10 protein-coding genes are annotated in these 11,548 nt (G+C 63.4%); 9 read left to right on the plus strand and 1 reads right to left on the minus strand.

From position 1 onward, the window contains the following. Window positions 1-104: 104 nt before the first annotated feature. On the minus strand, window positions 105-1,055 hold the full coding sequence (locus ACN0SO_RS18980; RefSeq protein WP_417680299.1) for a LysR family transcriptional regulator: 951 nt from the start codon (window positions 1,053-1,055) through the stop codon (window positions 105-107). 427 nt (window positions 1,056-1,482) lie between these two features. Between ACN0SO_RS18980 and chvE the strand changes: the two genes are divergently transcribed. The 9 genes from chvE (at window position 1,483) to ACN0SO_RS19025 (ending at window position 11,547) form a co-directional block, all read left to right on the plus strand. Then, the gene (gene chvE, locus ACN0SO_RS18985; RefSeq protein WP_417680300.1) at window positions 1,483-2,547 is read left to right on the plus strand and encodes a multiple monosaccharide ABC transporter substrate-binding protein; all 1,065 of its coding nucleotides are present in this window, start codon (window positions 1,483-1,485) and stop codon (window positions 2,545-2,547) included. A gap of 97 nt (window positions 2,548-2,644) precedes the next feature. Then, the gene (gene mmsA, locus ACN0SO_RS18990; protein WP_417680301.1) at window positions 2,645-4,165 is read left to right on the plus strand and encodes a multiple monosaccharide ABC transporter ATP-binding protein; all 1,521 of its coding nucleotides are present in this window, start codon (window positions 2,645-2,647) and stop codon (window positions 4,163-4,165) included. Window positions 4,166-4,177: 12 nt separating this feature from the next. Then, a complete protein-coding gene (gene mmsB, locus ACN0SO_RS18995) occupies window positions 4,178-5,380 on the plus strand; it encodes a multiple monosaccharide ABC transporter permease (protein ID WP_417680302.1) in 1,203 nt (400 codons plus the stop codon). 60 nt (window positions 5,381-5,440) lie between these two features. Further along, a complete protein-coding gene (araD, locus tag ACN0SO_RS19000; protein ID WP_417680303.1) occupies window positions 5,441-7,183 on the plus strand; it encodes an L-arabinonate dehydratase in 1,743 nt (580 codons plus the stop codon). Further along, window positions 7,183-8,124: a Gfo/Idh/MocA family protein gene (locus ACN0SO_RS19005; protein WP_417680304.1), complete on the plus strand. Its 942-nt coding sequence runs from the start codon at window positions 7,183-7,185 to the stop codon at window positions 8,122-8,124. Before araD ends, ACN0SO_RS19005 begins: the two co-directional genes overlap by 1 nt. A 4-nt stretch (window positions 8,125-8,128) precedes the next feature. Further along, window positions 8,129-9,064, plus strand: coding sequence for a 2-dehydro-3-deoxygalactonokinase (locus tag ACN0SO_RS19010; protein WP_417680305.1), 936 nt, complete (start codon window positions 8,129-8,131; stop codon window positions 9,062-9,064). Continuing rightward, window positions 9,061-9,681, plus strand: coding sequence for a 2-dehydro-3-deoxy-6-phosphogalactonate aldolase (locus tag ACN0SO_RS19015; protein ID WP_417680306.1), 621 nt, complete (start codon window positions 9,061-9,063; stop codon window positions 9,679-9,681). Before ACN0SO_RS19010 ends, ACN0SO_RS19015 begins: the two co-directional genes overlap by 4 nt. 5 nt (window positions 9,682-9,686) lie before the next feature. Next, a complete protein-coding gene (locus ACN0SO_RS19020; protein ID WP_417680307.1) occupies window positions 9,687-10,604 on the plus strand; it encodes a dihydrodipicolinate synthase family protein in 918 nt (305 codons plus the stop codon). Window positions 10,605-10,638: 34 nt separating this feature from the next. After that, on the plus strand, window positions 10,639-11,547 hold the full coding sequence (locus tag ACN0SO_RS19025) for an SMP-30/gluconolactonase/LRE family protein (RefSeq protein ID WP_417680424.1): 909 nt from the start codon (window positions 10,639-10,641) through the stop codon (window positions 11,545-11,547). Window position 11,548: the final 1 nt, after the last annotated feature.

Genomic DNA, 11,548 nt, shown 5'->3' on the forward strand with positions numbered 1-11,548 from the left:
TCTTGATCGCAATAGTCTGACCCGAAACCGTTGACGGCGGGCACTTTCGGGACGGGCCAGCGGGATTGGCATGGTCGATTGCCCCGAACGCCGCCTCCGAGGCTCTAATTCAGGTCGGTGTCCTTGTCGACCTGCAGCGCGTCGAGAACGAGATCGTGCAGGCGCGCCGCCAGCGGATTGATGATCTGGTTCTTGCGCGTGATCAGATAGTACGGATTGATGATGATCGGCTCGCACACATCGATCGCGGTCAGATTTCCGGCTGCGGCGCCGGTATCGAGCAGGTCCGCCACTTCGCGCGAAATCGGGGCGATCGCATCGGATGAGGCGAGGTACGCGATCATGACCAGCAGCGACGTCGTATTGACGATTTCGTCCGGCAGGGGAATGTCGTCGGCGAGGAAGGCCTCCTCGACCGCGCGCCGCATGGGCGTGTGGGGGGCCTGGATGACCCACTCGTAGCCAGTCATCTCGCGCAGACCGACCTGACGTCGGCTTGCCAGCGGATGGTCCTTGCGGACGAGGAACCGGATCACTTCGACCCGGCCGCGGCGGATCGCGAACTGCCTTGCGTCCGTGCCTGCCGGTATCCGCGAAAGCACGAAGTCGTATTCGCCTTTTAGCAGGCCGTCGATCAGGACATCGCTCGGCGCCACGTCCACGTGAATGTCCGCGCCGGAGGCGGTCTTCTTCAGCTCCTGGACAGCGGGGACGACGAAGGCCACGGCGCCCCCGGTGACCGATCCGACACGGGCCGTGCCCGCACGCCCCAATCCCACCGCATGGGCTTCCAGCAATGTCTGATCCAGTCCGTTGATGAGGCCCATGGCATTGCGCGCCAGGGTCTCCCCGACGGGCGTCGGTGTCATGCCTTTCGGATGCCGTACGAAAATCCGGGCGTCGATCAGGCGCTCGATGCTTGCCAGCATGCGCGAGGCGGCCGGCTGGGTCATGGACAGCCGTTCCGCGGCCAGGGCGAGCTGGCCGGTCTCGTGGATCGCCTGAATCAACCGGAGATCCTTGATTTGCAACCTGTTGGCTAGATTAGCCAGCATTTCTCACACTCCCTATGCCCTGCGTCGCATTTTGGCTTGCCGAATGCGGGTGAAAGGTGCGCAGTGCATAGCTGGCGCTATGCTCAAGCGACTTTCGCCTGCAGGCGGCCGCCAAAACGCGACCCTTCGGGCCGGTTGAAACTTTCGACAGTGTGCGTCCAATGGCTTGCCCGATGACCCACATCGACCTGCGCCATCCTCCTGCCCTGTCGAAAGTTTGAACCGGCGCAGGGCAAAGGGAGCGTGAGAAATGCAGGCTAGCATGTTTCAGTTATCAGTTTTGGTATGCAGATTGTCAATCTAGGCATTTGCAATGCATGAGGCGAGGCCTTTAAGTCGGCGCAGGATCAACGAGATCCGGCGCAAGCGCTGCCTGTCGGGAGAGACATATACAGGTTGCGCGCGTCAAAAAATTCGGGAGGACTTCATGAGAAAGCTGATTTCGCTGCTGGCTTCGGCCGCGGTTGGCGCCGGGCTGCTGGCCGCTCCGGCCTTCGCCCAGGACAAGGGCACTGTCGGTATCGCGATGCCGACCAAATCGTCGGCCCGCTGGATTTCCGACGGCAATTCCATGGTGGAGCAGTTCACCAAGGCCGGTTATGAAACCGACCTGCAATATGCAGAAGACGATATTCCGAACCAGCTGGCGCAGATCGAAAACATGATCACCAAGGGCGTCAACGTCCTTGTGATCGCGGCCATCGACGGGACGACGCTTTCGAACGCGCTTGAAAACGCGGCCGCCTCCGGCATCAAGGTGATTGCCTATGATCGCCTGATCCGAGACAGCGGCAACGTCGACTACTATGCCACCTTCGACAACTTCAAGGTGGGCGTGCAGCAGGCGACCTCGCTGGTCAACGGACTGAAGGAACGCTTCGGCGACGGCCCCTATAACGTCGAACTGTTCGGCGGGTCTCCGGACGACAACAACGCCTATTTCTTCTACAACGGCGCCATGTCGGTGCTGCAGCCGCTGATCGATGCCGGCAAGGTCAACATCGTGTCCGGTCAGATGGGCATGGATACGGTCGGCACCCTTCGCTGGGACGGCGCGGTCGCGCAGTCGCGCATGGATAATCTTCTGTCCGCCTACTACACCGACAAGCAGGTCCATGGCGTGCTGTCGCCCTATGACGGCCTGTCCATCGGTATCCTGTCTTCCCTCAAGGGCGTGGGCTACGGGTCGGGCGACCTGAAGATGCCGATCGTGACCGGCCAGGATGCGGAAGTTCCTTCGGTCAAGTCGATCCTCGCGGGCGAGCAGTATTCCACCGTGTTCAAGGATACGCGCGAACTGGCCCGCGTCACCGTCGGCATGGTCGATGCGCTCCTGCAGGGCGGCGAGCCGGAAATCAACGACACCGAGACCTATGACAACGGCGTCAAGGTCGTTCCCTCCTACCTGCTGGAACCGGTTTCGGTCGACGCATCGAATTGGGAAAAGGTGCTGATCGGCTCCGGCTACTACACGATGGATCAGATCAAGTAAGCCTCCGGCTTCACGAGACTCCCGCCCGCGTGGTCTCACGCGGGCGGATGATCCCGACTGCACATTCAGAGCTATCAAGGCATATTGAGGGTAGGCGATGACACCCCTGCTGGAGATGCGCTCCATCACCAAGACCTTTCCGGGCGTCAAGGCGCTCGATGCGGTGAACCTGTCCGTCGCCGAGGGCGAGATCCATGCGCTGGTCGGCGAGAACGGCGCGGGCAAGTCCACGCTGATGAAGGTTCTCTCCGGCGTCTATCCGGCCGGCAGCTACGACGGCGAAATTCATTATGACGGCCATGTGGCCGCCTTTGGCGGGATCAAGGACAGCGAAGCCGTCGGTATCATCATCATTCACCAGGAACTGGCGCTCGTGCCGCTGCTGTCGATTGCCGAGAACCTGTTCCTGGGCAACGAGTGCGCGCGCCACGGCGTCGTCGACTGGCGCGAGACTTTCCAGCGGACCGAGGGCCTGTTGAGGAAGGTCGGGCTGGCGGAAGCCCCCTCCACGCTGGTGGACAGCCTCGGCGTCGGCAAGCAGCAGCTGGTCGAGATCGCCAAGGCCCTGTCGAAGGACGTGCGCCTGTTGATCCTGGACGAGCCGACCGCGGCGCTATCGGAAAGCGACAGCCAGACGCTGCTCGACTTGCTTCTGGAACTTAAAGAGCATGGCGTCACCTCGATCATCATCAGCCACAAGCTGAACGAAGTCCGCCGTATCGCCGACCGGGTCACAGTGATCCGCGACGGGGCGACAATTTCCACCATGGATGCGCGCACCGAGGACATTACCGAGGACCGGATCGTGCGCGACATGGTCGGGCGTGACATGGCCCACCGCTATCCCGCACGGCAACGGCGGGCCGGCGAGCCGCTGATGGACGTGCGCGACTGGAACGTCTGGCATCCGGAACATTCCGACCGCCAGGTCATCCGCAACGCGAACCTGACCGTGCGCGCCGGCGAGGTGGTCGGGATCGCCGGACTGATGGGCTCCGGGCGGACGGAACTCGCCATGAGCATTTTCGGCCGCAGCTACGGCCGCAACATTTCAGGCGAGGTCCTGATGCGCGGCAAGCCTATCGATGTCTCCAGCGTCGACAGGGCCATCAAGGCCGGACTTGCCTATGTGACGGAAGACCGGAAGACCCTCGGCCTCATTCTGGACGAGACCATCGAGCGCAACATCACGCTGGCCAACCTGCCCGCCGTATCGGGCCGCGGTGTCATCAGCGAAGCACGCGAGACCCAGGTCGCGGAGAAATACCGCGAGGCGATGAATATCCGCACGCCGTCCGTGTTCCAGAAGGTAGGCAACCTGTCGGGCGGCAACCAGCAGAAGGTCGTCCTGTCGAAATGGCTCTTCGCCGGACCGGACGTGCTGATCCTCGACGAGCCGACGCGGGGCATCGATGTCGGGGCGAAGTTCGAGATCTACAACCTCATCAACGAGCTTTCCGCAGAGGGCAAAGGGGTCATCATGATCTCGTCCGAGATGCCGGAAATGCTCGGAATGTGCGACCGCATCTACGTCATGAACGAGGGCGCCCTCGTCGGTGAACTGCCGGCGGAAGAGGCCACCCAGGAGCGCATCATGTCGCTCATAGTCAGGGTATAGGGGAGGAAACGGATGGAAACGGCACAGGCCGCCGAGGGCCATACCGGGACGGGAAACGGGATTGGTGCTTATCTGGCGAAGCATCTGCGCGAATACGGACTGCTGTTCGCGCTGATCGCCATCATGGCGTTCTTCCAGATCGTCACCGACGGGACGCTTCTGCGCCCGGTCAACATCACCAACCTGTTCCTGCAGAACAGCTACATCATCATCATGGCGCTGGGCATGCTGGTTGTCATCGTGTCGGGCAACATCGACCTGTCGGTCGGCTCGGTGATGGGCTTCATCGGTGCGCTCGCCGCGGTGATGATCGTGGAAATGCACTTGCCGGTCTACATGGCCATTCCGGCCTGCCTGATCGTGGGGATGGCCATCGGCGCGGCGCAGGGCTATTTCGTCGCCTACTGGAAAATTCCCTCTTTCATCGTGACACTGGCTGGCATGCTGGTCTTCCGCGGCCTGTCGCTGTGGCTGCTTGAGGGCCAGTCGGTCGGTCCGTTCCCGAAAAACTTCCAGCTGCTGTCCACCGGGTTCATTCCGGACATTTTCGGCATCGGGCGTCCTAACGGCACCGCGCTTGCCGCGGGTCTCGTTGCCGTTGCCCTGATCCTCTGGCTGGGCGTGCGCGACCGGGCTCATAACCGGCGCTACGGCATGGAGCTGGAGCCACCGGCGTTCTTCTTCGTCCGCAATGTCATCGTCGCCGGTGCGCTGCTGTTCATCGCCTACAAGCTGTCGACCTTCCGCGGGCTGCCGAACGTGCTGATCTCCATGGTCCTGCTCACGGTGATCTATGCCTTCGTCACGGAGAACACGACGCTCGGCCGAAGGATCTATGCGCTCGGCGGAAACGAAAAGGCGGCCAAGCTCTCGGGCATCAAGACGGAACGGCTGACCTTTCTGGCCTTCGTCAACATGGGCATGCTCGCAGCCCTTGCCGGCCTGATCTTCGCGGCGCGCCTGAACACGGCAACGCCCAAGGCCGGGTTCGCGGTCGAGCTGGACGTGATCGCCGCCGTCTTCATCGGCGGGGCCTCCATGTCCGGCGGGGTCGGCAAGATCGTCGGCGCGGTGGTCGGCGCCTTCATCATGGGCGTGATGAACAACGGCATGTCCATCATGGGGATCGGCATCGACTACCAGCAGGTCATCAAGGGGCTGGTGCTGCTCGCCGCCGTTTTCTTCGACGTCTACAACAAACAGAAACAGGGCTGACGGTGACCGTCGCCCGATGCTCGGGCGACGCCGCTGCCGCAGACCCTCAAGGGTGATCACATGAGTTTCAAGCCGGCACAATGGCCGCGCAAGCTGCGCTCGCAGGAATGGTATGGCGGGACCTCGCGCGACGTCATCTACCATCGCGGCTGGATGAAGAACCAGGGCTATCCGCACGACCTGTTCGACGGACGTCCGGTGATCGGCATCCTCAACACCTGGTCGGACCTGACGCCCTGCAACGGCCACCTGCGCGAACTTGCCGAAAAGGTGAAGGCTGGCGTCTGGGAGGCCGGCGGGTTTCCGGTCGAGGTGCCCGCGTTCTCCGCGTCGGAAAACACCTACCGGCCGACGGCGATGATGTTCCGTAATCTGGCAGCCATGGCGGTGGAAGAGGCCATGCGCGGCCAGCCGATCGACGGCGCCGTGCTGCTGGTCGGCTGCGACAAGACCACACCGTCCCTGCTGATGGCCGCGGCCTCCACCGACCTGCCGTCGATCGTCGTCACGGGCGGACCGATGCTCAACGGCTATTTTCGCGGCGAGCGCGTCGGTTCCGGTACCCATCTCTGGAAGTTCTCCGAAGCGGTGAAGGCCGGGGAAATGACGCAGGATGACTTCCTGGAAGCCGAGGCGTCCATGTCGCGGTCGTCGGGCACCTGCAACACCATGGGCACGGCCAGCACCATGGCGTCCATGGCGGAGGCGCTGGGCATGGCGCTTTCCGGGAATGCGGCGATCCCGGCTGTCGACAGCCGCCGCCGGGTGATGGCGCAGATGTCGGGCCGGCGGATTGTGCAGATGGTCAAGGACGACCTGAAACCGTCCGACGTCATGACCCGGCAGGCGTTCGAGAATGCCATCCGCACCAATGGCGCGATCGGCGGCTCCACCAATGCGGTCATCCATCTGCTGGCGATCGCCGGCCGTGTCGGCATCGATCTGACGCTGGACGATTGGGACCGCCTCGGCCGCGACGTGGCGACCATCGTCAACCTGATGCCGTCGGGCGAATACCTGATGGAGGAATTCTTCTATGCCGGCGGCCTGCCGGTCGTCCTCAAGCGGCTTGGAGATGCCGGCATGCTGCACAAGGATGCGCTGACCGTTTCCGGCGGGGCGATCTGGGACGAGGTGAAGAACGCGGTCAATCACAACGAGGATGTCATCCTGCCGCTGGAAAAGGCGCTGACGCAGCATGGCGGGATCGCGGTGCTGAAGGGCAACCTCGCGCCGAAGGGGGCGGTGATCAAGCCGTCGGCGTCGTCGCCGCATCTGATGAAGCATCGGGGCCGGGCCGTGGTGTTCGAGGACATCGACGACTACAAGGCGCGGATCAACGACGACGCGCTCGATATCGACGAGACCTGCGTCATGGTGTTGAAGAACTGCGGGCCGAAGGGCTATCCGGGCATGGCGGAGGTCGGCAACATGGGCCTGCCGCCGAAGGTTCTGAAAAAAGGCATCACCGACATGGTGCGCATTTCCGATGCGCGGATGTCCGGAACAGCCTATGGCACCGTCGTCCTGCATACCTCGCCTGAAGCTGCCGCGGGCGGTCCGCTCGCGGTGATCCGCGACGGCGACATGATCGAACTCGACGTTGAAGCGCGCCGGCTTCATGTCGACATCTCGGATGAGGAACTGGTCGAACGGCTGGCGGCATGGGTGCCGCCGGCGGATCAGGCGCCGTCCGGTTATGCCTGGCTGCATCAGGCCCATGTGCAGGGCGCTGACACGGGCGCGGACCTCGATTTCCTCAATGGTTGCCGCGGCGCACCGGTTGGAAAGGATTCCCACTGATGGCCAATAAAATTGCCCTTGTCGGGATTGGAAAGATCGCCCTCGATCAGCACGTTCCGACGATCAATGCGTCTGCGGAGTGGGATCTGGCTGCGACCTGCTCTCGTGAAGGGACCGTCGAAGGCGTGGAAAGCTACAGGGATTTTTCCGCGCTGCTGAGAGAGCGTCCCGACATCGAGGTCGTCTCCCTGTGCCTGCCGCCGGTCCCCCGCTTCGACTTTGCGGCCGAAGCGCTCCGGGCCGGGCGTCATGTGATGCTGGAAAAGCCGCCGGGCGCAACCCTGTCGGAATGCCGGACGCTGGAGGCGATGGCACGGGACGCGGGCGTTTCGATCTACGCGACCTGGCATTCGCGCGAGGCCGCCCAGGTGGCGGCCGCCAAGGCCTGGCTTTCGACCCGGCGCCTGCGCAGCCTGACCGTGACCTGGAAGGAGGATGTCCGCCGCTGGCATCCGGGCCAGCTCTGGATCTGGAAGGCGGGCGGCCTTGGCGTGTTCGATCCGGGCATCAACGCACTTTCCATCGTGACGGAAATCCTGCCCGTGCCGGTGCATCTCTCCGCAGCCGAGCTGTTCTTTCCCGAAAACTGCGAAACCCCGATTGCGGCGGACCTGACCTTTGCCCATCCGGACGGTGCCGAGGTCACGGCGGTGTTCGATTTCCGGCAGGAGGGCGAACAGATCTGGACGATTTCGATCGAGACGGACGACGGCTGCCTCGTTCTGGCGGATGGCGGCGCTAAACTTGCCATCGACGACATTGTTCAGGCGGAAGTCCATGAAGAGGGCAATCCACTGGCCGGCGAATACCCGCGCCTCTATGCCCGCATGGCGGAACTGGTGCGCACCGGCGAGATCGATATGGATCTCTCTCCGTTGATGCATGTGGCGGATGCCTTCCTGCTTGGCCGGCGCGTCACCGTCGAACCCTTCATCGAGTGAGACCATGGCCGGTAGCTCCTCCATAACCGGAACGGACTGGATCGCGGTCGATTGGGGCACCAGTTCCCTACGTGTCTGGGCGCTCGGACGCGACGGAGACGTGCTTGCGAAGGCCGTGTCCCAGGAGGGAATGGGCGGTCTTGCACCTGCCGACTATGAGCCGGTTCTGATGGCCCACATCCGGACCTGGCTGCCGGAGACGGCGGTCCGCTCCGTGCCGGTGATCGTCTGCGGCATGGCCGGGGCGAAGCAGGGCTGGAAGGAAGCCGCCTACCGGGTGGCACCCTGTGCCGCTGTTCCTGAGGGCGAGATGATCCGCGTTCCGACGAGGGACGCGAGGCTGTCTGTCCACATCCTTCCCGGCGTATGCCAGTTGGACCCGGCGGATGTCATGCGCGGCGAGGAGACCCAGCTTGCAGGGCTGGCCGCAAACCTTGGTCCGCTGGACGCGACCGTCTGCCTGCCGGGGACGCACAGCAAGTGGGTTCGTCTCGAAGGCGGGCGGATTGCCGGTTTCCGGACCTTCATGACGGGCGAGCTGTTTTCCGTGATCGCCGGCCATTCGATCCTGCGCCATTCGATTGCCCCGGAGGGCGAAAACGCGGCGGCCTTCGCAAAGGCTGTCGAGGACATGCTGGCCGATCCAGCGGGACTGACCGGCGCATTGTTTGCAATCCGGGCTTCCGGTCTTGTTGGACGGTCGGACGGTGCCGCGGCACGCTCCCGCCTGTCCGGTTTGCTGATCGGCGCGGAACTGGCGGCAACGCGGCCGCAGTGGGACGCGAAACCCGTTCATATCGTCGGCAGCGGTTCCTTGATTGATGCCTATGCCACGGCTCTTAAGACGGCGGGTGCGCGCCCGGTACGGCAAGATGCGGAAGCCCTGACGCTGGCCGGTCTGAAACAGGCCCGTGCGGCAATGCTGGAGATCCAGTCATGACCCGGAAGCTTGTCGCCATCCTGCGCGGGATTACGCCCGATGAGGCTCTGGATATCGGGGCCGTCCTGCTGGAGGCCGGCATCACGATGATCGAGGTGCCGCTCAATTCGCCTGACCCATTCGAAAGTATCGCCCGGCTTGCAAAGACCTATGGCAATGATGCCCTGATCGGGGCGGGGACGGTGATCGCTCCGGTGGATGTCGACCGGGTGCTGGACGCGGGCGGAAAGCTCGTCGTCTCCCCCAATTGCGACCGGGACGTGATCGCTCGGACGGTGGCGCTGTCCATGGCGTCCATGCCGGGCGTGTTCACCCCCACCGAGTGTTTTGCGGCCATTGGCGCAGGGGCGAAGGCAGTCAAGCTGTTTCCGGCATCCCTTGCCGGTCCGGATGGTTTGAAGGCCCTGAAGGCAGTGTTGCCTCAAGCCATCGATGTCTATGCGGTCGGCGGGGCGTCGGCCTCGAATTTTTCCGAATGGCTGGAGGCAGGTGCCGCCGGTTTCGGCATCGGCACCGCCCTTTACAAGCCCGGCGATATGCCGGACGCGGTTGCAGCAAAGGCGCGTGAGATCGTGGCCGCCTATGACGCGGCTATTTTGAAGTTTTCTGGAGATTGAATGACATGAGCGATGTTCTTGCCGGGATCCTGCCGGTTGCGCCAACTCCGTTTCACGACGATGGCCGTGTCGATGAAGACGGCATGCGCCGGGTGATCGACTGCATGATCGACCAGGGCGTCGACGCCATCTGCATCCTTGCGAATTACTCGGAGCAGTTCCTGCTTTCCGACGAGGAACGCGCGCTGCTGATGCGTCTCAGCCTGGAACATGCGGCCGGACGGGTGCCGGTGATCGTGACCATCAGCCACTTCTGTACCGACATCGTCGTGCGCCGGGCACGGGATGCGCAGGCCATGGGTGCGGCCATGCTGATGATGATGCCGCCCTATCACGGCTCGGGACTGTTTCCGGCGCCGCAGGGGATTTTCGAACATTTCGAAGCGGTCAACAACGCCGTGTCGATTCCGATCATGGTGCAGGACGCGCCGCTATCCGGCGTCAACCTGTCGGTGGATCTGCTGGCCCGTCTGGCGCGGGAGCTGGAGCAGGTGTCCTATTTCAAGATCGAATGCCCGTTTGCCGCCGACAAGCTGGCGGCCCTGATCGATGTGGCCGGTGATCATATCAAGGGGCCTTTCGACGGAGAGGAAGCGGTCACGCTGCTGGCCGATCTCGACGCGGGCGCAACCGGCACCATGACGTCGGCGATGTTCCCGGAAAAGATCCGCCCGATCGTGATCGCGCACCGGGCCGGCAATCTCGATGCGGCCCTCGCGCAGTGGCAGACCTGCCTGCCGCTGATCAACCACGAGAACCGCCAGTGCGGTCTTCGGGCCGCCAAGGTGATCTTCAAGGAGGGCGGCGTGATCGGCAGCGATGCCGTGCGCCACCCGCTGAAGCCCATGTCCGACCGCACCAGAACCCGTCTCCTCCAGCTCGCCCGCGATCTGGATGTTATGGCGCTGTCCTGGGGCAAGTAGACGCGCAAAAGGGAAGTTGACGACCGTGATGACCATGGCCCGAGCGATAACGCAGAAACTGACCGCCGAGTGCTGCGAGCTCGGCGAGGGGCCGTATTACGATCGGGCAACCGACACGGCCTGGTGGTTCGATATCGTCGGCCGGAAACTGGTCGAATACCATTTCGCCGAAAATCGGTCGCGGGTTCACGACCTGCCGCGCATGGGCAGCGTGATTGCGCCCGTCGACGGGACACGCCAACTGCTGGCCATGGAAGACGGGCTCTATCTCAGGACCATGGCAAGCGGACGGCTGGACCTGCTCGCGGCAATGGAAGCGGACAACGCCATCACCCGGTCCAATGACGGCCGGGTTCACCCCTCCGGCCGGCTTTGGATCGGCACCATGGGCAAGCGCGCCGAACACCAGGCCGGCAGCATCTACTGGTTCGACGGCAGGGAGCTGCGCCGGCTCTTTAGCGACATTTCGATCCCGAACTCGATCTGTTTTTCCCCCGACGGCCGGACCGGGTATTTTGCCGATACCGCGCTCAACACGGTCTGGCGCGTGGCCCTCGATCCGGTGACCGGTTTGCCGACCGGTGAACCGGAGCTTCACCTGAGCGAAAAGGATCTGCCCCTGGGCGGAAGTTTCGACGGATCGGTCATCGATGCGGACGGGGTCTTGTGGAACGCGGCCTGGGGCGGAGGGTCGGTTTCCGGCTTTGCGCCGGACGGGTCACTCGTGCAAACCTTCGAGGTGCCGGCGGCCCAAACCAGCTGTCCCTGTTTCATGGGGCCGGATCTTGACCGTATGCTCGTCACGTCCGCCTGGCAGGGATATTCGGGCGCCTCGCGCGCGGCCGATCCCGGCGCCGGATATACCTTCGTCATCGACGGCGATTTCAAGGGGCGCCCGGATGCGGCGTTTCAACTTCGCCACGAAATCCAACACTCGGAATGAA

Source organism: Roseibium sp. (genome assembly GCF_048260565.1).
Classification (GTDB): Bacteria; Pseudomonadota; Alphaproteobacteria; order Rhizobiales; family Stappiaceae; genus Roseibium.

Bases quoted from the DNA above. Each gene is read 5' to 3' on its own strand.
- ACN0SO_RS18980 (WP_417680299.1), bottom strand. From the start codon at position 1,055: ATGCTGGCTAATCTAGCCAACAGGTTGCAAATCAAGGATCTCCGGTTG.
- chvE (WP_417680300.1), top strand. From the start codon at position 1,483: ATGAGAAAGCTGATTTCGCTGCTGGCTTCGGCCGCGGTTGGCGCCGGG.
- mmsA (WP_417680301.1), top strand. From the start codon at position 2,645: ATGACACCCCTGCTGGAGATGCGCTCCATCACCAAGACCTTTCCGGGC.
- mmsB (WP_417680302.1), top strand. From the start codon at position 4,178: ATGGAAACGGCACAGGCCGCCGAGGGCCATACCGGGACGGGAAACGGG.
- araD (WP_417680303.1), top strand. From the start codon at position 5,441: ATGAGTTTCAAGCCGGCACAATGGCCGCGCAAGCTGCGCTCGCAGGAA.
- ACN0SO_RS19005 (WP_417680304.1), top strand. From the start codon at position 7,183: ATGGCCAATAAAATTGCCCTTGTCGGGATTGGAAAGATCGCCCTCGAT.
- ACN0SO_RS19010 (WP_417680305.1), top strand. From the start codon at position 8,129: ATGGCCGGTAGCTCCTCCATAACCGGAACGGACTGGATCGCGGTCGAT.
- ACN0SO_RS19015 (WP_417680306.1), top strand. From the start codon at position 9,061: ATGACCCGGAAGCTTGTCGCCATCCTGCGCGGGATTACGCCCGATGAG.
- ACN0SO_RS19020 (WP_417680307.1), top strand. From the start codon at position 9,687: ATGAGCGATGTTCTTGCCGGGATCCTGCCGGTTGCGCCAACTCCGTTT.
- ACN0SO_RS19025 (WP_417680424.1), top strand. From the start codon at position 10,639: ATGGCCCGAGCGATAACGCAGAAACTGACCGCCGAGTGCTGCGAGCTC.